Origin of the sequence: Planococcus shenhongbingii, assembly GCF_030413635.1 — a bacterium.
Taxonomy (GTDB): domain Bacteria; phylum Bacillota; class Bacilli; order Bacillales_A; family Planococcaceae; genus Planococcus; species Planococcus shenhongbingii.
The window spans coordinates 1,182,093-1,204,541 of sequence record NZ_CP129235.1 but is presented as its reverse complement, the minus strand read 5'-3'; the positions used below and the strand labels follow the sequence as shown (position 1 = coordinate 1,204,541).

Genomic DNA, 22,449 nt, shown 5'->3' with positions numbered 1-22,449 from the left:
AATTCAGTAAATTGCAAGACTTGAAAGCAAAAAAATCTGTGCCGCTCTTGGCACAGATTTTTTTATCTTATCATTATCTATTATTTAATCGACCGGTAAACCCATAGTGAACCGACAAAGAAAATGGATGAAACCCACATAAAAGCTTCATGTGAAAACCAGACAGCCATCGATATGCCTGTAAACGATAGAATCGTGAAAATCCCGGCGAACATCCGGCTCTGTAAATCCCGCTGATGCTCCCGCTGCCGCCCATCCCGGTTTTCCAAGTAATGGCGCATCCGTTCCGGCTCTTCAAGATAATTGATGATTTTTTGCGGAAGAACGCGGAGCGGGCCTGTTGCATTGATTGCCCAGCGCAGCACGTCTTCTTTGCCAATAATCCGCTTGCCTTCTTTTTGAGAAGCCGCCCATTCCAATATGCGGGGCCGGGCGAGCGCCAATAAATCAATAGCGGGATCCAGAACATGGAGAACACCTATAAAAATTGATGTAGCCCGGCCAAAAAATGCAAATTCAGCAGGCAGCTGGACAGGCTGCGTCCGGACAATATCCTGTATATCGCGGAGCAAGCGCTCTACAACAAAACTGTCCATCTGCATCAATTCATTAGACTGATACGCTGCAACCAGCCGCGCAATGGTGTCTGCTAAAAGATCCCGATCCGCATTCGGCAACAGGAAACGCAATTCTTCAAGGGCATCCAGCACTTGATCGTAATTTTGGAAAACGATGCCTTCAGCTATCCGCAGCACTGCTTGGGCGTCCGACTTGGAAATAGTTCCGGTCATGCCGAAATCTATCAGCACAATAGTGCCGTCCGGTTTCAACAAAATATTGCCGCCATGCGGATCGGCATGAAATTGGCCGCCATTAAGGACCTGTTCCAAAAATAAAATAAACAGCCGTTCTGCGATGGCATGGCGATCAAGATTATGTTTCTCAATAAAAGCGAGGTCGGTTATGCGCGCGCCTTCGATCCACTCCATTACCAGTACGCGGCGCGTTGAGAGATCGTCAAAATAAATTGGAAAACGAACGCCTTCCGTCTCTTTGAAACGGTCGGAAAATGAGCGGCCGCTTTGAAGTTCCTGCAAAAAGTTCAACTCTGCTCCAATTGTTTCGGTCATTTCCCGGTACAATTGCCGGAAGTCGATTTGTTTGGACAGTGGCGTGAACGTTTTCAACATCCAAACAACAATCCGCATCGCTTGAAAATCAGCACGTAAAATACGGTCTGTTCCAGGCCGTTGCACTTTTACAGCCACTTCGGTTCCGTCTTTCAGTACGCCTTTGTAAACTTCCCCGATAGAGGCTGAGGCCACAGCAGCATCCGATAAATCAGTCAAAAAACTGGAATATGGAGAGTTCCAGTCTTTTTCAAGAACAGAAACGATTTTTTTGCGTGACACTGAAGGTACACGGTCTGTCAAACCTTCGAGTTCCTGAAGAAATGTCGGAGGCATAATATCCGCCCGCGTCGACAAAAATTGTCCCAGTTTAATCATAAGCCCGCCAAGCTTCAAGGCCAAAATTTTATAATTTTTTGCCTGCTTCGTGACAAGCTTTTCCCATTTCTCTTCAACAAGCGGATTCCAATTTCCGCGGTAGCGGCGCTGGAAAAGCATCGCTTGGGTGTAAAATTTGATGGCCATATAAACAATCCGATAAATGCGGATCAAAGCGATACGGTTCATAAAAAAAGTCCCCTCTCTGCGCTTAATTATAGAGTCTGATGGCGGAATAGTCCAAAAAGTGGTATGTTTTTAACGGATGGAACGATTAAAAGGGGGATGGAAATGGACACAATTCATTACGAACAGCATGGCAATTTGGCCTTCATCACATTGAACCGGCCGGATTCCATGAATGCCTTCAACTATGACATGTTGGCTGAACTGAGCCAAGTGGTCGAAGCGATCCGGATCAATCCGGATATCCGCGTCGTTATCTTTACAGGCGCTGGAGAAAAGGCGTTCAGTGTCGGAGCCGACTTGAAAGAACGCAAGACGCTGACTGAACAGCATGTGAAGCGCAATATCTTTAAAATTGGTGAAGTTTTTACGACGATTGAAAACTTGCCGCAGCCGACGATTGCCATGATTAACGGTTTTGCCTTTGGCGGCGGAATGGAGCTGGCACTCGCTTGCGATTTCCGCATCATCACGGATGATACGCTTCTCGGGTTAACCGAGACCAGCCTTGCCATCATCCCAGGAGCCGGTGGTACACAAAGGCTGCCGCGTTTGATCGGCGAGTCAAAAGCGATGGAACTGATTTTGACGGCACGCCGCTTAAAGCCGGCTGAAGCGCTGGACTATGGGCTCGTCACCAAAGTGGTGCCTCGCACTGAACTGGTTGAGGTCACTGCCCAGTTCGCTGATATGATGCTCGCCAATGGCCCGATCGCATTGCAGCAAGCGAAATTCGCCATCAAAAATGGCATGAACGCTGATTTGCAAACTGGCTTGAATATCGAACGGAAAGCTTACGAGCTGACCATTCCGACAGAGGATCGTGTAGAGGCATTGATGGCATTTAGTGAAAAACGGAAACCTGTGTTTAAAGGGAAATAATATCGGATCAGAAAAAAGCCGTGCTGGATGCACGGCTTTTGGATTGGCGTTGTGTTGACGCAGACAACTTGAAGAAAACCCATAAAAAGAAGGAGCATCTCTTCGGAGTGCTCCTTCTTTTTCTATTCACTGCCAATTTACTTATGGTCAAAAGGCTTTTATACATAAATTCTTATAAGTTACAGAATGCCTTTAAGCAGCCTAGCATTTTGAAGGATAAATTAACTATTAAAAATAATATTTTTAATTAAAAAAATTTCTTATAGTCTAATTGTACGTCTGAATAGTAAAACAAATGGGTACTTCTATATTAATAACCGTTAACTGGGACAAAAAGAGTTTATTCTAAAATGATTTCAATAAATGCGAGAGGTGAAGCATAGTTATGGCTGAGCAAAACACTCCATTAAAAATTTATGTTTGGATACTGGGCATTTTGAATATTCTCGATGGAATCCTGACTTTCTGTGGCATCAAGTTTGGTTATATAACAGAAGGCAATCCCTTATTAAGCTCTTTTTCTCCTTTCTCCATTCTAACAATCAAGTTCCTATTATCCCTTTGCCTTTTCAGTTTGCTTTTTACGCCATTCATTTCTAATCACTCCCGCCACTGGCGCTACCTGCTAATTTCCGCTAATGTTTTATACTCCCTGATTTTGTTTCTTCATGCCAGCTGGATTGCCTTTGTTGTCATGGTTCATAATTTCATGTTCATCATCCAGATGAATAGCGGTCTATAAAAGCAAAACGCCCAACAGAAGTCGGGCGTTCTTGAGATTTTAACTCTTATAAGTACTTCTCCATCCAACCGGTAATCTGTTCGAGGCGTGCAAAGCGCAGATTCGGTTTTCCTGTACGCGACAAGTTGTGGTCGGCTTCAGGGAAACGCACAAATTCAGTTTCTTTGCCCATGCTCTTCAAGGCTACGTAAAGCTGTTCAGACTGCTCAATCGGGCATCGGTAGTCGTTTTCGGAATGCAAAATCAGTAAAGGCGTTTTTATATTTCCCGCGTATTTCAACGGGGAATGCTGCCACAGCTTATCGACATCCGTCATATCAGCGCCCAATTGCCAGTCGCTGAAATAATAGCCGATGTCTGATACTCCGAAAAATGACACCCAGTTGGAAATTGAACGCTGTGTGGCAGCCGCTTTAAAACGGTCCGTGTGTCCGACAATCCAATTCGTCATAAAGCCGCCGTAACTGCCGCCGGTGACACCAAGTCGATCTGCATCAATCCAGCTATGTTCTTCGATCATGCCTTCAAGGGACTTGATAATGTCCTGGTAATCGGATCCGCCGTAGTCCCCACGCACTGCATCGACAAATTCCTGGCTATAGCCATGGCTGCCGCGAGGGTTGACGTACAACACACCGAAACCACGTGCAGCAAGCAATTGCATCTCATGAAAAAACGTGTTGGCATACATAGCATGCGGCCCTCCATGTATATTGACCACAAGCGGGTATTTCTCCCCTTCTTCAAAGCCGCGCGGTTTCATGAGCCAGCCATGTACATCCCAGCCCTTATCTCCTTCTGCCATGATTGAAGCAGGCTCGATCAATTCAGTTTCTTCTATATATGTCTTGTTGAACTCGGTCAATGCTTGGCGTTCGCCTGTGGCAATGGTCAATTTATACAACTCTCCCGGATTTACCGGAGTGCTGATTGCCGCTATAGCGAATACACCATCTTTTGAAATGTCGTAGCCGTAAACATGCTCCATTTCCGGAGAGGCAGGGTAAACGGCGCCATCAAGTGACGCAAAGTATAGACGTACATCTCCCATGGCGGAAACTTGAAAATACAAATGATCATCTTTTGTCCACACCACTGCCGGAGCATTTGCACCTTGCTGGAAATCCGCCACGACGTAATCGCCAATCGGAGCATCCAAACCTTCTGTCAAACAGAAAAGAGATTCTTGTGCAACATCATAGATATAAATGTTCGAATGTGTGGCGTTTTCAAATTGGCGGGTGCTCCCCGCAAAAGCGATTTTCGAATCATCATGGGAAAAAGCAGCTCCGTCAAAATAACCTTCTTCTTCCACTATCGGAATTTCTTTTTTTGTTTTGACTTCATACAGATATAGCGGCTGGCGGAAAACGAAATCAAGATTTTCTTCACGTGTTACGCCGTAAACCAGTTTATCCCCTCGGTGTGATACTGCTTCCAGCCCATAATGATAATTGCCTTCCGTAATTTGCTCAACATCGTTGGAATCGATATCAATTACACCGATATGGCGATGAAAGTCCATCGGCAATAAGCCCATGCCATCCATTTTATATTTCAGATTTGTTACAAAAACCGGTTCCGGCTTTTTCTTTTCATCTTTATCTTCTTTGTCTGTAAAAGTCTTCCCTTCTTTAGCAAGCGCATTAAACCAGATTTTTTTGCCGCATGGCGACCAAAGGAACGCATCGACTCCTTTTTCAAAATCGGTCACTGCCCGTGCTTCCCCGCCTGTTGACGGCATTACATATAATTGATTTTTTTCATCGCGTGTAGATAAAAAAGCAACATAATTGCCGTCCGCTGACCATGCCGGAGCAGAAACCCGCTCTTTGCCATGCGTCCATTGCATCACTTTTCCACTTTCCAAATGAATATGATATAGATGGCCAACGTATGTATTTTCTTCTTCGTCCATATGAGTCCGGATAAATAATGCTCTCGTACCATCTGGTGAGATATGGGGATCTGTGACTGACACTAAATTTGTTAAGTCTTTTATTTCTACTGCATTTTTTTTCAATGAAAATCCTCCTAGTGAAATCTATTTCGAAACTCGCAATACTTGTTTCTTTAGTATAAGGAAAACTGTCAGTTTTTTCAATCAAGTCCAAAACAAAAAAGCTTCAGCATTAATTGCTGAAGCCATTCTATCATTTATTCAATGCTTGCTCTTTTAAAGAACGGCGAAGAATTTTGCCGGTTGTGTTTTTCGGCAGATCTTCCAGAATCTCAAAATGCCTTGGCACTTTGTATTTGGCTAAATGTTCAACGCAATATGTCTGCAGGTCTTCAGTAGTCACTGAAGCATCTTTTAATACGACATAAGCATGGACAGCTTCGCCAAAATTTGGGTCTGGCAAACCGACAACAGCGGCTTCCGAGACTCCTGGATGGGCAAACAGCACTTCTTCAACTTCACGCGGATACACGTTATAGCCGCCAACAATAATCATGTCTTTCTTGCGGTCCACAATATAGAAATAACCTTCTTCGTCAACCCGGGCTAAGTCGCCTGTATAGAGCCAGCCGTCACGGAGAGCGGCATTGGTCTCTTCCGGCATTTTGTAATAGCCTTTCATCACATTCGGGCCACGGACAATCAATTCACCGACTTCGCCGGCCGGCACTTCTTCCCCGAGTTCATTGACGACTTTGTTTTCAACGTTGATGATCGATGTGCCGATCGAACCGGCTTTGCGTTCGCGGTCAATCGGATTAAAGCAAGTCACCGGTGAAGCTTCTGATAAACCATAGCCTTCCGAAACGCGGACCTTGAACTTTTCCTCGAAATTGTGAAGCAGCGCGACCGGCATCGCAGAGCCGCCTGAAATGGCTAGCCGGACTGTTTCAAAATCGGCTGTCTGAGCTTCCGGGAACTGGTACATAAAATTGAACATGGTCGGCACCCCGGCAAAAATCGTCGCCTTTTGTGATTTGATCGCTTCAAAAACTTCTTTCGGATTGAAGCGCGGCACTAGAATAATAGTGGCTCCTTGCATCAGAGGCGCATTTACTACGACTGTCAATGCAAAAACATGGAACACCGGCAAAGTGGCCACTACCCGGTCGTCAGGCGTTATGCCCAAGTAAGCACCCACGTCGCGTGCGTTTGAGTAAAGGTTTTCATGCGTCAGCATGGCACCTTTCGGCTTGCCAGTCGTCCCCGATGTGTACAAAATGACTGCATTGTCATCTGTTTGCACCTCGACGGTTTGCTCCAACGATCCCGGCTGACGGATAAGGTCTGAAAATGCATGCACTTTCGCTTTTACATCTGCCGGCAATTCAGCCAGCTTGGCTGCCGTTTCCGGGGCAGTCTCACAAACGATAAAAGAAGAAACCGCTGGCAGCGCCAGATGAGCTTTTTCGATAAGCGGCAAGAGAGCATCGAGTGCAATGACTGCTTTTGCATCACTGTCTTTCAGTATGTAAGCGATTTCATCAGGTGCATAAATCGGGTTAATCGGAACAGCTGTCGCTCCTAATCGCATAGTCGCGTACAACGAAATGAGGAAATGCGGTGTATTGCTTAACAAAAATGCGACATGGTCCCCTTGTTCGATTCCCAGTGATTTCAATGCTCCTGCGAATTTTGTAACGGATTGATCAAACTCCCCGTACGATGTATCTTTCCCCATAAAATGATACGCCGTCTTGCTTGGATCTTGCTGTGAAATTTCATGAACAAGCTTCCCTAAATTCATTTCCCATCCCTCTTTCGCGTTGAATGAATACTCATTCATAATTTACTTTGTATTCATTATAAAATAAATGTTCAGACAATACAATAAGGTTCGTAATTTTGCATAGTTAAGGGACAGAGGCTAAAACGATTTTCAACTTTCTCCAGAACAAAAAAAGCATCGTAAAATTACGATGCTTGCAGATGGGCGATGTAACGCCAGCGTATTAAAAAGAAATACAAGATTTGAGCAACTGTAAAGCCGCTCAACACGAGGACCATTTCGCCCAAAATCGATAATTCGGCAAATTCATCCCATACTACTTGAAGTGAGATGAAAGCGAATGTACTGTGAAGCAACGCTACTGCCCAAGGCAAAAAGAATTGAGGAATCAGCTGCCGGTTGACAATTTTTCCGAGTTCCTTTTCTGTCATGCCAAGGCGGACCAGCAGCAAGTATTGTTTCCGGTCACGTTCGAGCCCTGTATAAAGCTTGAAGTAAATAAAGCTGCCGGCTGCCAGCAAGAATACAGCCGCTACCATCACACCGATGAACAAGAGAATCGCAAAGGACGACTTGAACCATCGATAATCTTCCCCAGGGTTTTCAAAGAAGAAATTCACATTACTGAAATCCGCCTTTGCTATCGCTTGTTGCATCAGCTCAGTCAATTTTTCACCGATCGTCACTGTTTCCTCCCATTCAGGAACAGCAAAAGCATAATAAGTAAAAGTTGATTCTCCTGGTGCATAGCCAGCAAGCGGTTCATCTATTGCTTCATAGTCCTCGTCATTAACGACGATGCTGTTTACATTCATCGTATGATTCGGAAACATAATCCGCTGATAAACTTCATCAATCGACAGCGAAATGCCGCTTTCCACTAAAGTGGTTTGGGAAGTCAGATTTTCCAACTCTTTTAACGATTCTCTTGAGTATGGAATAAACAGCCCTTTCCCTCGTTCAGGATAAACCGGTTCAAAATCGAGCGCAAAAGCCAAACGGTTGAACTGTGAGGCCGGGACAATATCCACGTCATTCCCAGTTAATGCTGAAGTTTGGCGTTTTATAGGAATGGGCACCAGATCATATGCCAATTGCTTTTCTTCTAATTGCGAAGTCAGCCCTTCTATGTGTTCCTGCTCTGCTTCATTGCCCTGGAATGAAATATAAACCAGTCCCAATGGGTTGGATTCACGGAAATCTCCTGTATAAGACATGAAGGAAGCCAATGTTCCTACTGTCAAGAAAGCGACTGTCGACACAATCGTCACGATAAAAAACATCTGAGCGCTGTCTTTTAGTTTCACCGAAGCTTCAGCAAGAGAGACAAGACGTGTTTTGTGCCAGTAAACCCCTTTTTTCCGCTTGTATATATTCAGCAGCGAATGAATCGAATGGGTAAAAAACAAATAAGTTCCGAGCGTGGCAAGCGGCGGTATGATCACTGCCAGTTGATAAACGGTTTTATCAGTCACAATGGAAGCTAAAATATATGTACATATAAGAAGTACGATTCCAAGAACTGATAATACTTTTGACACATTTGATACTTCTTCCGTTTTCCAATAGCCCTGCAGCAAATCCAAGATTCCTTTTGTCCGGATAAACGCAACACTGATAAAGGAAATGATGATGAACAAACTGGTGAACGCTCCTATAGTCAAAGCAAAAGGCTTCCAAGACACATAGAGCGGCAAGGATTCCAGTTCCATGATTTCGCGTCCTATCATAAAGAAGAACTTGGAGAAGGCAAAACCTAGAGCAATCCCAGCTATAGTCGAGACAGCGCCGAGAATGATTGTTTCGAAGAAAATCAATTTATTCAATTGTTTTTTTGTCATCCCCAAATGCATCAGAATGCCAAATTCTTTAGAACGTGCCTGCAAAAAGGCGCTCATGGAATACAATAAGAAAAACAGTGTGAAAACATATAATACAATTTCTGCGATGAACATGCCGCGGACGGCTAATTCCTGCAGTCCGTCTTCTTTAAAAAGCGGATGAAAAATAAACATCGAGTAAACAAAAAACACCATAACGGAAAAAACACTGGCCAGAAAAAAAGCGGCGTAGCTCCGCCGGTTTCGAAGGACGTTATGGTAAGCGAGTTGCCGAAAGGTCATTCACATTTCCCCCAAGCAAGGATAGAACATTCAAGATTCTTTGATAGAACGTCTGGCGGCGTTCATCGCCGTATATTTCATTGAAAAATTCACCGTCTTTGATAAACAAGACCCGATCACAATAGCTGGCGGCGATGGGATCATGGGTAACCATCACAATGGTAGCACCTTCGTTGGCACTGACTCTTGACAATAAGTCCAGAACGTCACGGGAAGCTTTTGAATCCAGGTTGCCCGTCGGTTCATCCGCCAGAATAATGGCCGGTTTGTGAATAAGTGCACGTCCGATTGCCGTGCGCTGTGCTTCCCCGCCTGAAATTTCGTTGGGGCGTTTATGAAGGATCGAAGTCAAATCGAGCCGTTTGGCAAGCTCCAGCACCCGCAATGCCATTTCATTGGTCGGCATATAATCGAGCGTCAGCGGCAAGACAAGATTCTCTTCAACTGTCAGCATTTGCAGCAAATTGAAATCCTGAAAAACAAAGCCGAGTTTGCGTCTTCTGAATAATGCTAAATCATTTTTATCCAGGCGATGCGGATTAACCCCATCAATCAGAATTTCACCAGCAGTCAGTGTATCGATAGTGGAAATTAAATTCAGCAACGTTGTTTTTCCGCTGCCGGATGGTCCCATAACAGCGAGAAACTCACCTTTTTCCACTTCGAAGCTCAGCTGATTCAATGCCCGATGTGTGACTTTCCCCTCGTACACCTTCGTCACTTCGTCGATTTTCAATAACGACATCGTCTTTTCCTCCTGTTGGTATGTCTTGGTTGTAGAACGACACCGATACCGTCGTGCCTTGTCCATGGACTGAGGAAATAGCTAGTTTATGCCCAAGTTTTTCACATACTTCTTTGGCCAAATATAAGCCCATACCGGTCGATTCCCCTATTTTCCGGCCATTCTCGCCAGTGAAAAAAGCTTTTGTGATGCGCGGCAAATCGGATGATGGGATACCGATGCCTTCATCTCGAATGGTTAAAACGGCATGGCCATCTGCACATTCTGCATGAATGTACACTTTTTTATTCGGTTCAAATGTGTATTTTAAAGCATTGGTCAAAAACTGACTAAAAATGAATTTCATCCATTTTTTATCAGTCGCCACCATACAGTCTTCCGCCATATCAATTTCAGGGTAAATGCGTTTAGAAATGAACAAACGTTTATTTTCTGTGATGGTTTCTGACACCAAGGTGCGCAGAGAAATTTGTTCAATTTGCATATCTTCTTCAAATGTATCAAGACGCGCATTCATCAAGACGGTATCAAGCCCTGACTTCAGGCGATCCACTTCTTCCCGGACGCTGTTTTTGTCGAGTTCCCCTTCTTCCTGCAGCAATAACTGCATCACGGATAAAGGCGTTTTCATCTGATGCACCCATTGGTTCATAAATTGCAAATGGCGTTTTTGGGAAGCATACAGGGCCTGCGCTTCATTTTGGTAAAGACGGTACAGCTCTTGTAAATATTTTTCACTTTGAAGCTGTTCAGGTGATTTTCCTTCCCGTTGTATCGCGTGTTCCATGTTTTCCGGAATGGCCAGGATTTTTCGGTAGAAATGATATCTCTTAACAAAACGGGCAGCCAGAAAAGTACCGACTAATAGCGTGCTAATCACAAAAGAATAAATGGCTGTATCCAAATTGCGAAAGCCATCCAGCCAATAAAGCGCCATGATAAAAGCCACTAAGACAACTTGAAAGACGATAAAAGCTGCGTGCTCTTTAAAGAACAGTCGGAACATTACAGTTCCTCCTCATGAATCAGCAAGCGATACCCGGATCCCCGAACTGTTTCGATTGATGAAAGCACTTCATAGTCAGCCAATTTTTTCCGGACGCGCGTCATGTTTACATTTAATGTGTTCTCATCAACAAAAGCTTGATCATCCCATAATTCTTCCAGCAGCTGCTCACGCGTCACTACTTTCGGAAACTGGGACAGCAGCAATTCCATAATTGTGCATTCTTTTTTCTGCAATGGGATGATAATTGTTTTGACATGAAGCTCCATTCGTTCAAGGAATAAAGCGATGCGCCCCGCTTTTACAGACCGTTCTTCTTGCTTCGGTGCATATTCCCCATAGGCCCTGCGCAGATGGCTTCTTATTTTTGCAAGGACGATTTCATAGTGAAAAGGTTTCGTGATGAAATCATCTCCGCCATTCTCCAAAGCAAATACCTGATCCATTTCTCCGGATCGGGCAGATATGAATAAAATAGGACAGGTGGATATTTGGCGCAGCTGACGGCACCAATAATACCCATCATAAGAAGGCAAGTTAATATCTAGCAGAACCATATGGGGATCAAATACTTCAAACTCATCGAGGATGCGGTCGAAGTCTTTCGCGGTTTCCACTTCGTAATGGTATTTGCGCAAAGTCTCGGCCAGCAATGCCGCAATTTTCAAATCATCTTCTACGATGAAAATCCGTTGAGCTGCCACATCGATTCCCCCTTTCCTGTTTCTTTCTATTTTAACAAAAGAGCCTGCTCAATAGCAGGCTCTTCATGAATTCTTAATAAATTAATTTTAAAAACTCTTCTTTTGTAATGCCGCCGAGATATTTTGGAATATCGAAATTGCTGATGGCTTCATCCAGCGATGCCCGTTCATACTTGATCCCTGTGATGGCTTGTTCGATTTCAGATACATCGCCTACTCCGAAAAAGTCGCCGTAAATATTGGCATCCTGGACGATTCCGTTTTCTACTTGAAGCCGGACATCAATGCCGCCGACCGGGAAACGGTGAGAATGCTTCACATTGAATTTAGGGGATTTGCCGTAGTTCCAGTCCCAATTCGCGTATCGTTCTTTCGAAAGCTCGCGGATGTTTTCCCAGTCCTGGTCGGTCAATTCCCAGTACTGAATGTTTTCTTCACCTTCAAACAATGAAGCCAGAATAGCAGAACGGAATTCCGTAACCGTCATCGGCTCTTTCAAAAACTCTGAAATATTGGCCACGCGGCTGCGGATGGACTTGATGCCTTTTGATTCGATTTTTTCTTTGCTGACTTTCAATGCGGAGACGACTGCATCTATTTCTGTATCAAACATCAGCGTTCCGTGGCTAAACATGCGGCCACGGGTCGAGAACTGGGCATTCCCTGAAACCTTGCGCCCTTCCACGATCAAATCATTGCGTCCTGAAAGTTCTGCATTGACGCCAAGGCTATGCAAAGCGCGCACTACAGGTTCCGTGAATTTCCGGAAGTTGCGGAAACTATTGCCGTCGTCAACAGTGATAAAGCTGTAATTCAAGTTTCCGAGGTCGTGGTAAACCGCACCGCCGCCTGACAAACGGCGGACCACATGTATGCCATTTGAATCCACATAATCGGTATTGATTTCTTCAGCGGTATTCTGGTTTTTCCCGATGATAATGGAGGGTTCATTTATGTAAAACAGTAAAAACGGATCTTTTTCAACATCCATCGTTTTCAATAAATACTCTTCGATTGCCAAGTTAATGCGCGGATCAGTAATGCCCTTATTATCTACAAAATACATAATTTCTCTCCTTTGAAGTTCATTCTTTCTTTAGTTTAACGGATTATTTAAAAAAATTCACGATTAAGGGTTGACGAACTCTTTCTGTTATAATACAATTCAATAAACCATCACAGTACTATAACAAAGGAGCTGGAACAAATGATTGAAAACGTAGTGGAATTTTTCAAGAATCTGCCCCCGAAACAATGCTCGAATTGTGGAGAAAAAGTCGAAGAACAGCATGAATGTTATGGTAGCCAATGTGAATCGTGCAATAATCTATAAGAATCCATAAAAGAAGCGGACGCTGTCAATCAGCGTCCGCTTCTTTTATTTTTGTTTGGAGACGGTTTTGCTGTATTAATTTCTGTATTACTTTAAATGTACTAAAGAATGGCCTACTACTACGCCGTATTGGTCGCTTGGGCAAGACTTCCACCATGAGCTGAGAAAACCATACTATTTCTTAAGTTCATCTATACTAACAAAAGCCGGCTGCATAACGCAGCCGGCTCTCTATTTATCTCAATGACCAGAATGATTTTCCATCTTATTCATGCCTTCTGAATCTTCACTGTCGTCAGGTACAATGGAAGCCGGATCTGGATCCCCTACTGTTATTTCCTGCTTCGGCATCACATGCAAACGGCGAGCACTGGTATGGGCCTGCATGAAATATAAGCCTTCTTCTTCAAAAACCGTCTCTGCTTCGTATACACCATTTCCTGTATGTTCAGCTTCAATCATTTCTCCACTGTCACGGTGTCCGGATTGCCACACTTCATAAACGACTTCATCCGCATCTTCTACCGCTTCATCGCCTTGTGTTACTGAAGCAGACAAAACCACTTCTTCTGCTGCTTCTGCAGTTTCAGGCGTATTGATTTCCACCACTATTTCTTCCAGCGAATTGCCTGCCCCTGCAGAATCGGCTTCCTCACTGCCGCACGCTGCGAGCAGCAAAAAAGGCAATGCCAGCCAAATTAACTTCTTCATATCGTACCTCCGCTTTATTGTTCCACATGGCATCGTTCAATGATTTTGCGCGCCGCGGCTGCACCTTGGCCAACACAACTAGGCAGTCCATATCCTTCAAATGAGCTTCCGATCATTTGAACCATGGGAAAAGCTGTTTTCATTTCTTTTCGCATTTTTTCAATGCGTTCTTTATGCCCGACTAAATATTGCGGCATTGCTTCTTTCCAACGGGAAACGATTGTGAATTCCGGATCTGCTTCGATTGCCATCGACTTCCTCAAATCCGCCAAGACAGTTTTTTCAATTTCCTTGTCTGATAATTCCACAACGGCTTCATCGCCAACGCGGCCGATAAATGCCTTGAACAGCATTTTTCCGTCCGGTGTTTGCGATGGCCATTTGCAATGTGAGGCAATACATGCCGTAATAGCAAAATCGCTGTTTCGCGAAACCACAAAACCGATTGCATTATCCGTGTATTGCTTGACCGCTTCAGCGGGAAAAGCCATAGATACAGTTGCCACTGACGTCGCCGGCATTTCCTTCAATTCTTTCAATAAGCCATAAGGTTCAAACAACGATTGAACTTTCGAATGCGGAAGTGCAAAAATCACGTCATCGGCAATAATCGTTGAATCGTTATTTAATGTCAGCACGGCTTTAGCATTGTTGTTTTCAATGCTTTCCACTTTCACACCTTTTAAAATAGTACTAGCGGAAAGTTCTTTTTCCAGTGCTGTCACTAACGTTTCTAAACCATGCTGGAATGTTTGAAAAACCCCGTTCTTATCGGTAGTAAATTCTTCCGGCAGAATATTCCCGTTTTTTTTCATTCCGAAAATCAAACTGCGATGCTGCTGTTCGATTTCATAGAATGCCGGAAATGTGGCATTTATGCTCAACCGGTCAATATCCCCCGAGAAGTATCCAGAAAACAGCGGTTCGATCAAGTTTTCAACAACCTCCGTACCAAAACGTCGACGGACAAATGGTCCCACCGGCTGATCCGTTGCAGCAGGAGACTTAGGCAATACCAAGTCACCGACTGCACGGATTTTACCGCTCCAGGAATACAGATTCGAAGTAAGGAAGGGACCAAATGCAGTCGGCACTCCCATTACAGAACCTTCCGGTACAGGATGCAGTTTATCTTCAACCATCACATAGGTTTTACCCGCTCTGCTTTCAATCAATTGATCATCGATCCCTAATTCCTTGGCTAATAAATTGATGCTATTTGTTCGGGCGAGAAACGAGTCAGGTCCACGCTCTATCACAAAACCGTTTTTGCGAAGCGTCTGAATTTTACCGCCTAAACGGTGTGTGGCTTCGATTAACGTAACCTCCAGCGAAATGTTTTGCTCTTTCGCTTGTTTTTGTAAATAGTAAGCAGCAGACAGACCTGTGATTCCTCCGCCCACGACTGCTACTTTTCGCGTTCGTTCCGTCACGTTTCGCCTCTCTTTCGCTAATGAAATTCTATTATTTTTCTGCTAATTTCTTTAAAACTACGTCCGCCAAACCGTCGATAAACAAAGGCTGCACGTTTGGCATTTCCGGGCGTCTGTAAGTCGCTCCGATTTCGTCGCATACTACTTTGCACTCGTAGTCGTTATCGAATAACACTTCTAAATGATCAGCCACAAAGCCGACTGGCGTATAAACAAAAGAAGTATATCCTTTTTGGACGAATAATTCACGCGTCAAATCCTGGACATCTGGACCGATCCAAGGCTCTGGAGTTTGCCCGGCACTTTGCCAGCCGACTTCTACGTTTTCGATTCCTGCAGCTTCTGATATCAATGCTGCGGTTTCTTTTAACTGCTCCGGATAAGGGTCGCCATTTGCAATGATCTTTTCTGGCAAAGAATGCGCGGAAACGATCAAGCAGGCTTTTTCCCGCTCTTCTTCAGACATTTCAGCGAAAGCCGCGCTTACTTTTTCGCTCCAGTATTGGATGAATTTCGGCTCTTGATACCAGCTTTCCACTGATGTTAAGGAAATGCCCGCTTTTTCTGCTGCTTCTGCAGCCCGGCCATTATATGATTTTACAGAGAATGTCGAGAAATGAGGCGCCAATACAATGGAAACCGCTTCTGTAATGCCGTCGCGCTGCATTGCTTCAACTCCGTCTTCTACAAACGGTTCAATGTGCTTCAAGCCGAGATAAACTTTAAAATCGATGTCATCTTGCACTTCATTCAAACGGCTGCAAAGTGCTTGCGCTTGATCTTGCGTAATTTTCGCAAGCGGCGAAAGCCCCCCGATTGCTTTATATCGGCTGCGCAAATCTTCCAGGCTTTCTTCGCTTGGTTTGCGGCCATGTCGGATATGCGTGTAATAGCGTTCGATATCCGCTTCTTCATAAGGCGTACCATACGCCATTACCAATAACCCCATTGTCTTTTTCAACCTGATCACCTCAAAGGAAATTTGTCATTCAATTAGATGCGTGCTTTATGGGCAGCGCTGTATTCATGTACAAACGAAGTCAGACGCTTTAATGTATCAGGCTGCACTTCCGGGAATACCCCGTGGCCAAGATTAAAGATGTAGCCATCTTGCTGCAAGCCCATATCCAAAATTGCTTTTACCCGTTTTTCGATTGTCGGCCAGTCAGCCAGCAAGTAAGCTGGATCAAAGTTCCCTTGCAGGGTTTTCGTCAATCCCATAGCGCGCGCTTCAGAAATCGGCAGGCGCCAGTCCAGACCGACTACATCCACTGGAAGGTCGTGCCATTCTTTTGCCAAATGGCTTGCACCCACACCAAAGATGATAAGCGGTACGCCTTCTGTGCGAAGTTCTGCGAAAATACGTTCCATTACCGGTTTGACGAAAATGCGATAATCTTCCACATTCAATGCCCCAACCCACGAGTCAAAGATTTGGATTACTTTCGCGCCAGCTTTGATTTGTGCTTTTACATAAGGGATGATTGTATCTGCCAGCTTATCCATCAGTAAAAACCACATTTCCGGCTGAGACACCATCATCGATTTGGTTTTGTTGTAGTTTTTTGAAGGTCCGCCTTCAATCATGTAACTTGCAAGCGTAAACGGTGCTCCTGAAAAGCCGATCAACGGAACATTTAATTGTTCCTTCGTCAAAATGCGGATCGTTTCCAGTACAAAATCAACATCTTTTTCAGGATTGATTTCCCCCAACCGTTCAATATCCGCCATAGTCCGGATTGGATTGTCGATTACAGGGCCGACTCCAGATTTAATTTTCACATCTACGCCAATTGCCGGCAACGGAGTCACAATGTCTTTAAAAAGAACAGCGGCATCCACATTGTATTGGTCGACAGGAAGCTTTGTTACATAAGCGCAAAGTTCCGGTTGATGAGTAATTTCCTCCAAGGAGTATTTCTCTTTGATTTCTCGGTACTCCGGCTGAGAACGGCCAGCTTGCCTCATAAACCATACAGGTGTGTGATCGGCTTTCTCTCCGCGTGCCGCTTTCAAAAAAGTGTCATTAAATGCTGTCATTTTAATATTCATCCCTTCAAGTCGTTTCATCTTATGCAGTCTATATCCGTATATACTATAGACGCTACGCTTTCTATTGTATAGATTCCTTAAACAAATGTCATAAATTAGACGCTTATCCCTTCACCGGATTGCCATTTTGTGTTTCAGCTATTTTTTTGAGGGAACCATATATAATAAACGATTAAATTCAAGGAGGAATTTTGATGAATCTCTATATGACCACAGGAACTTACGACTATATGAAGAAAATGCGTGAAAAACACCCAAATGAAACCATGGTGTTAATGCAAGGAGAAAACACTACTTTGCTGCTCCACGAAACAGAAGGCAAGACCATCTTTCAAACCCCTCGCCGCTATGAAGTCGTCGACGGCACAGGAACTTTTAAAGAAAAAGGTTTTTTTGTCTTCAATAATATCCCCGTGACGGATGAAGGCCGCCCGATTTTCGAACATCGCTTTAAAAATCGTGCCGGAGCGATTGAGAACGAACCTGGCTATGTCGCTTTCCGTGTCTTGCGCCCACGTGATTCGGATACGTATGTGGTTTTGACCGAATGGGAATCACCGGCATTCTTTGAGAAATGGAAAGAATCTCAGGCCTTTTCCAAAGCACATGCTAAACCCGCAGACAATGCTGGAGAAAAACGGCCGAATATTTTCTCTGGTGCTTCTTACATCACTACTTATAAAGCAAAACCGGAAGAGGAATAAGTTCTTCATTAATTGAAAGACTTGATGCCTTTGCAGCAAAGCGCCGTTATATCTGGAGCATATAGCTTTCTTCATAGTTTGCTATTCGAATCTCACACATTAAAAAAGAGCTAAACGCTCTTTTTTTTATGCTATCATTTAAGTAATATTATTTTGACAATTGAAAGGGGTTTACAAAATGATTGAGAAAATTTATGAAGAATTAGATTCGAGCTATGAAGAAATGGTAGACATCCGCAGACATCTGCATATGCATCCGGAACCTTCTTTCAATGAAACTAAAACTGCTTATTACATCCGGCATTTTTATGAACAGCTTGGCGTAGAAGTAAAGCATGGGGTCGGCGGAAATGGAGTTGTCGCCACCATCCGGGGCAGTAAACCAGGAAAGACTGTCGCTTTGCGCGCCGACTTTGATGCACTTTCCATCCAAGACCAGAAAGACGTCCCTTACAAATCGACTGTTCCAGGCGTCATGCATGCTTGTGGCCATGATGGACATACAGCCACATTGCTCATACTCGGCAAAGTTTTGCATACTTTCCGCAAAGAACTCAGCGGCACTTATGTTCTGATCCATCAGCATGCGGAAGAACTGGCTCCAGGCGGTGCTAAATCGATGATCGAAGCGGGTGCCCTTGACGGCGTAGACCTTATTTTTGGCACCCACCTCTGGTCGACCACTCCTTTCGGCAGAATCGATTGCCGCGTAGGACCGATTATGGCTGCAGCAGATTCATTTGAAATAAAAATTCAAGGACGCGGCGGACATGGTGCCAACCCGCATGAAACAAAAGATGCCGTCGTCATCGGTTCTCAGCTCGTCACTAACTTACAACAATTGGTTTCCCGCCGCGTAGATCCACTGGAATCAGCTGTTTTATCCGTCACTTCCTTTGCCGCCCAAAACCCTTACAATATTATTGCCGATAATGCCGTTCTTGGCGGTACTGTCCGTACTTTCACTGAACATAACCGGGTTTTAATGGAGAAGGAAATGCAACGGGTTATCGAAGGTACCAGCATTGCAACAGACAGCTTGTACGAATTTAACTTCATGCGCGGTTATCCGGCAGTCGTTAACCATGAAAAAGAAACGATGTATTTGAAAGAAGTGGCAGCAAACGTTCCAGGTGTAACGGAAGTTTTCAATTGTGCACCAAGCATGGGTGGAGAAGATTTCGCTTATTATTTGCAGCATGTGCCAGGAACCTTTTTCTTTACAGGCGCTATGCTGGACGGCGATGTTTACCCTCACCACCATCCTAAATTCGATTTTAAAGAAGAGGCGATGCTCATAGCCGCTAAAACCTTGGCAGCTGCTGCATTAAATGCCCATGAATAAGAAAAACCCCCGCAATTCAATTTGCGGGGGTTTTTCACAGGCTGTCGAGAAACTCGTATGTTCTTCTGTCATTGCGCTCCAGGACGGACGCTTTTCGCGGGGGGCGGCCTGAGCCTCCTCGCTCGCTGGCAAAAACCTTGTGCTCCTGCATCGCTTCGCTAGCTTCGTCGCAAATGAAAGGGACAAAAGTAATTTGCCCCTTTCATTCCCTGCGGGGTCTCAGGACTCGCCCTGTTCCCGCAGAAGTCGCCGCCTTCCGCTGCATTCAGCTCTCTTTTATCACTTTTAGAGACTCTATAAAAGTGTGATTTTTTGAGAAACCCTTCTCTTATTTGTTCCTGCTCACCAGATATGGAGCCAACCAGCGGAGGAAAACATACTGCTCCTGCGCAAGCTCGTCGCAAAGACTTGGCCTCGCAGGCGTCGGCCAATGTCTTGCCTGCGGGGCAGCGTAAGCGACGAGACAGCCGAGACCCTGCAACGCCCTTTCATGTTTCGAAGCTAGCGCAGCGATGCAGAGACAGAGACAGAGACAGAAACAGGAGCGAAGCGACGAAGCGGCTTGGCGCTCGCCCGCGGCTGAAAACCTATGCTCCTGCAGCGCTGCGCGCTTCGTCGCAAAGACTTGCCCTCACAAACCTCGGCCAATGTCTTCGCAGCTGGTTGGCGGAATATCGGTTAAGGGATGATTACCGATACAAGTTTTATCTTTCTCAACAAGCTGAGAAAAGCCCTCGCAATTCAATTTGCGGGGGCTTTTCATTATTTCTTTTTCTTTGATACAGCCAGCGTTGCAGCTGAAACAATCAATACTGCTGCAAACGCAACAAGAGCCACCAGAGGAGCTCCAGCTATTAAAAGTACCGCAGCAATAAGAAGAGCCTGCAGCACTTGCATCACAATAACAAGTTTTCTGACTGCCCGTTCCCTGCTGAAATTTTTAAGCGGGAACAAATTATCCATCCGGAAATGTTGGGTTTGGTTCAGCCCCTGCCAAATTTGGATGGCTGATGCGAAAGCGAGCGCAGCCGAAAAGATTACGACAGCAATTGGAAAGGGAATGAGCCAAGCCCCTGCCATCGCAATAACCGTCAGCCGCACCCATAGATAAAACAATTCATCGGAGCGGATGAACGTCCGCCATATTAAATAATAATGCGCATTTTCCGGCCCTCTCTTGATAAACCGGTAAACCCAATTTAGCCAAGCGCGCTCTTTAATCTTCCCTTTAATATGCGGGACATCGGTGAAATAATTGGCGAACTGGTAGAAACGCAGCATCCGGTTTTCTTCCAGCGCGATAAAATGTTCGTAAGCGAACGGCTTTCCTGCCGCTTGCTGCTGTACCCATTTTCCATAAATGATGATGGCAAACAAAACCAGTATCGCAAACAGCATTTGTCCACTGACATAGAGATAAACAAAAACCAAGACCAAAGTGAAACGGACGAGGCGATCTATCCAAGCTTTGTCTCCAGCACGCGCTTTTCTGAATGCGAATTCCGTTTGGAGATTCCACCATTTTAAAAGCAATACCAATATCGGAAACCCGATGAGAAGCGACGAAGGCAAGCCATACAGGGCGTTCACCATCGGCAAGGAAACGACAAAAGCAATCACCGGCAAGTACAGCTGGGAAAAGAACGACCATTTTAATGCCGGTTTTAAAAATTGGTCCAGTTTGCTTTCAAGCGGCAGAAAATAAACCATATCCGCTTCTTTCAATAATGTAGTCGGTGGACTGTATGCCAAAAGCAGTCCGAAAACGACCGCAAGCAGCCAGGCTCCCGGAAAATCAGGCGGCACGTTCTGCACCCATTCGCTATACGCATAGCCAGCCGCTCCGATAGCGAAAAGCAAAACGACAGCAATATGTCCGGTAAATACATATTTTAAATAATTCTGGACTTCAATGGTATATTTCTGAAGCCGTGTGGACCATACTTCATGCAAGTTCTTCATTGACAGCATCCTCAGTCATCGCAATATATAAATCATCCAACGAAGCATTCGGCATATTGAATGCTGACCGCAAGTCATTCATGGTGCCCATAGCGCGGATGCGCCCATTATGCAGCAAAATAATTCGGTCGCAATAGCGTTCTGCCGTCGACAGAATATGAGTTGACATCAGGACCGATGCCCCTTTTTTCTTTTGCTGTTCCATCTGGTCAAGCAATGATTTGATGCCCAGTGGATCCAGCCCTACAAACGGTTCATCGATAATATAAAGAGCCGGATTTACCAGAAAAGCACTCATGATCATCACTTTTTGCCGCATCCCTTTAGAAAAGTGGGACGGGAACCATTTCAGCCGTTTTTCCATACGGAATTCCTTGAGCAATGCAGCTGACCGCTTTTCAAAAGCTGCCGAATCGATATTGTACGCCATTGCCGTCAGTTCTAAATGCTCCCTCAATGTTAATTCTTCGTAGAGAACCGGTGTTTCTGGAATATATGTAAACAAGGACCGATAAGCATCCATGTCTTCTTCGAATGTTTTGCCGTTTAAGCGGATTTCTCCGGACTGTGGCTGCATTAAACCAATAATATGCTTGATAGTTGTACTTTTTCCTGCACCGTTCAATCCGATCAAACCGACCAGTTCTCCTTTATTGATTGAAAATGTCACGTCTTGCAATACAGGCTTTCTTGTATAGCCGCCTGTCAAGGACTGGACTTCTAATATTGCCAATCAAAACACCTCTTTCTTTCAAACTATTGTATCAAAACTGGCCGCTGATTTCTTTTACCAACAATTAAATATGATAAAATGGAAAAAATGGAAAGGATGATGACAATGACCAATTGTATTTTCTGCAAGATTATTGCCGGCGATATCCCAAGCGTGAAAGTGTACGAAGACGAGCATGTTTATGCCTTCATGGATATTATGCCGCTTTCTAAAGGCCATACCCTGCTCATTCCGAAAACCCACCGGGCGTATATTTATGATTTGGCGCCTGACGAAGCTGCTCATTTATTTTCCGTAGCTCCTAAAATTGCCCTTGCCCTAAAAGAAACTTTCGGACTGGAAGGTATGAATCTATTGAATAACAATGGCGCCAAGGCGGGGCAAAGTGTGCATCATTTTCATCTGCACTTTATCCCCCGTTATGATCAGACCGACGGCTTTGGCGCGAAATGGATCACAAAAGAAAAAGAATATACTTCAGAGCGTATTCAGGAACTGGCTGAACAAGTAAAAGAAAAATTAGTTTCGAATACTTGATTTAATGCACTATACAGGATAAAATCAGAATAAGTTTTTTCGCCGGCGGCTATG

Annotated in this window: 20 protein-coding genes; 6 read left to right on the top strand and 14 right to left on the bottom strand. The window is 44.6% G+C overall.

Annotated elements, in window-relative coordinates:
- Positions 1-80: 80 nt before the first annotated feature.
- A complete protein-coding gene (locus QWY16_RS05945; protein WP_300992016.1) occupies positions 81-1,697 on the bottom strand; it encodes an ABC1 kinase family protein in 1,617 nt (538 codons plus the stop codon).
- A 102-nt stretch (positions 1,698-1,799) separates the two neighbouring features.
- Here QWY16_RS05945 and QWY16_RS05940 point away from each other — a divergent pair, with 102 nt between their 5' ends.
- Together QWY16_RS05940 and QWY16_RS05935 are read left to right on the top strand one after the other, a co-directional pair.
- Entirely contained in the window at positions 1,800-2,576 is a 777-nt protein-coding gene (locus QWY16_RS05940; protein ID WP_300992015.1) for an enoyl-CoA hydratase-related protein, read from the top strand.
- A 385-nt stretch (positions 2,577-2,961) separates the two neighbouring features.
- Positions 2,962-3,318 carry a DUF5658 family protein gene (locus tag QWY16_RS05935; protein WP_300992014.1) on the top strand — a complete coding sequence of 119 codons (357 nt, stop codon included), beginning with the start codon at positions 2,962-2,964 and terminating at the stop codon, positions 3,316-3,318.
- 46 nt (positions 3,319-3,364) lie between these two features.
- On the opposite strand, the gene QWY16_RS05930 is transcribed toward QWY16_RS05935, so the two are convergent.
- The 7 genes from QWY16_RS05930 to lplA form a co-directional block, all read right to left on the bottom strand.
- Positions 3,365-5,341 carry a S9 family peptidase gene (locus tag QWY16_RS05930; RefSeq protein ID WP_300992013.1) on the bottom strand — a complete coding sequence of 659 codons (1,977 nt, stop codon included), beginning with the start codon at positions 5,339-5,341 and terminating at the stop codon, positions 3,365-3,367.
- 130 nt (positions 5,342-5,471) lie between these two features.
- On the bottom strand, positions 5,472-7,025 hold the full coding sequence (locus QWY16_RS05925; RefSeq protein ID WP_300992012.1) for a fatty acid--CoA ligase family protein: 1,554 nt from the start codon (positions 7,023-7,025) through the stop codon (positions 5,472-5,474).
- Positions 7,026-7,192: 167 nt separating this feature from the next.
- Positions 7,193-9,130: an FtsX-like permease family protein gene (locus tag QWY16_RS05920; RefSeq protein ID WP_300992011.1), complete on the bottom strand. Its 1,938-nt coding sequence runs from the start codon at positions 9,128-9,130 to the stop codon at positions 7,193-7,195.
- The gene (locus tag QWY16_RS05915) at positions 9,102-9,875 is read right to left on the bottom strand and encodes an ABC transporter ATP-binding protein (protein WP_300992010.1); all 774 of its coding nucleotides are present in this window, start codon (positions 9,873-9,875) and stop codon (positions 9,102-9,104) included. The genes QWY16_RS05920 and QWY16_RS05915 overlap by 29 nt, the downstream gene beginning before the upstream one ends.
- The gene (locus tag QWY16_RS05910) at positions 9,778-10,881 is read right to left on the bottom strand and encodes a sensor histidine kinase (protein ID WP_300992009.1); all 1,104 of its coding nucleotides are present in this window, start codon (positions 10,879-10,881) and stop codon (positions 9,778-9,780) included. Before QWY16_RS05910 ends, QWY16_RS05915 begins: the two co-directional genes overlap by 98 nt.
- Entirely contained in the window at positions 10,881-11,585 is a 705-nt protein-coding gene (locus QWY16_RS05905) for a response regulator transcription factor (RefSeq protein WP_300992008.1), read from the bottom strand. Before QWY16_RS05905 ends, QWY16_RS05910 begins: the two co-directional genes overlap by 1 nt.
- A 73-nt stretch (positions 11,586-11,658) precedes the next feature.
- Positions 11,659-12,651, bottom strand: a complete 993-nt coding sequence (lplA, locus tag QWY16_RS05900) for a lipoate--protein ligase (protein ID WP_300992007.1) — start codon at positions 12,649-12,651, stop codon at positions 11,659-11,661.
- Between the two features lie 141 nt (positions 12,652-12,792).
- On the opposite strand from lplA, the gene yhfH reads away from it, so the two are divergent.
- Positions 12,793-12,918, top strand: a complete 126-nt coding sequence (gene yhfH / locus QWY16_RS05895) for a protein YhfH (RefSeq protein ID WP_300992006.1) — start codon at positions 12,793-12,795, stop codon at positions 12,916-12,918.
- A gap of 240 nt (positions 12,919-13,158) precedes the next feature.
- On the opposite strand, the gene QWY16_RS05890 is transcribed toward yhfH, so the two are convergent.
- Genes QWY16_RS05890 through hemE form a run of 4 tightly spaced genes read right to left on the bottom strand, consistent with a single transcriptional unit; the run spans position 13,159 to position 17,102 of the window.
- Positions 13,159-13,629 (bottom strand): FixH family protein, encoded by a 471-nt coding sequence (locus tag QWY16_RS05890; RefSeq protein ID WP_300992005.1) that lies wholly within the window; start codon positions 13,627-13,629, stop codon positions 13,159-13,161.
- A gap of 14 nt (positions 13,630-13,643) precedes the next feature.
- Positions 13,644-15,062 carry a protoporphyrinogen oxidase gene (hemY, locus tag QWY16_RS05885; protein ID WP_300992004.1) on the bottom strand — a complete coding sequence of 473 codons (1,419 nt, stop codon included), beginning with the start codon at positions 15,060-15,062 and terminating at the stop codon, positions 13,644-13,646.
- 31 nt (positions 15,063-15,093) lie between these two features.
- Positions 15,094-16,011, bottom strand: a complete 918-nt coding sequence (gene hemH / locus QWY16_RS05880; RefSeq protein ID WP_300993317.1) for a ferrochelatase — start codon at positions 16,009-16,011, stop codon at positions 15,094-15,096.
- Positions 16,012-16,055: 44 nt separating this feature from the next.
- Positions 16,056-17,102: a uroporphyrinogen decarboxylase gene (gene hemE, locus QWY16_RS05875; RefSeq protein ID WP_300992003.1), complete on the bottom strand. Its 1,047-nt coding sequence runs from the start codon at positions 17,100-17,102 to the stop codon at positions 16,056-16,058.
- Positions 17,103-17,308: 206 nt separating this feature from the next.
- Between hemE and QWY16_RS05870 the strand changes: the two genes are divergently transcribed.
- Entirely contained in the window at positions 17,309-17,818 is a 510-nt protein-coding gene (locus QWY16_RS05870; RefSeq protein WP_300992002.1) for an antibiotic biosynthesis monooxygenase family protein, read from the top strand.
- Positions 17,819-17,996: 178 nt separating this feature from the next.
- A complete protein-coding gene (locus QWY16_RS05865) occupies positions 17,997-19,163 on the top strand; it encodes an amidohydrolase (protein WP_300992001.1) in 1,167 nt (388 codons plus the stop codon).
- Positions 19,164-19,925: 762 nt separating this feature from the next.
- Here QWY16_RS05865 and QWY16_RS05860 read toward each other — a convergent pair.
- Both QWY16_RS05860 and QWY16_RS05855 read right to left on the bottom strand, forming a co-directional pair.
- Complete coding sequence (locus tag QWY16_RS05860) at positions 19,926-21,125, bottom strand: ABC transporter permease (RefSeq protein WP_300992000.1); 1,200 nt, start codon at positions 21,123-21,125, stop codon at positions 19,926-19,928.
- Positions 21,109-21,858: an ABC transporter ATP-binding protein gene (locus QWY16_RS05855; RefSeq protein ID WP_300991999.1), complete on the bottom strand. Its 750-nt coding sequence runs from the start codon at positions 21,856-21,858 to the stop codon at positions 21,109-21,111. The genes QWY16_RS05860 and QWY16_RS05855 overlap by 17 nt, the downstream gene beginning before the upstream one ends.
- A 105-nt stretch (positions 21,859-21,963) precedes the next feature.
- On the opposite strand from QWY16_RS05855, the gene QWY16_RS05850 reads away from it, so the two are divergent.
- Positions 21,964-22,395: an HIT family protein gene (locus QWY16_RS05850; RefSeq protein WP_300991998.1), complete on the top strand. Its 432-nt coding sequence runs from the start codon at positions 21,964-21,966 to the stop codon at positions 22,393-22,395.
- Positions 22,396-22,449 lie beyond the last annotated feature (54 nt).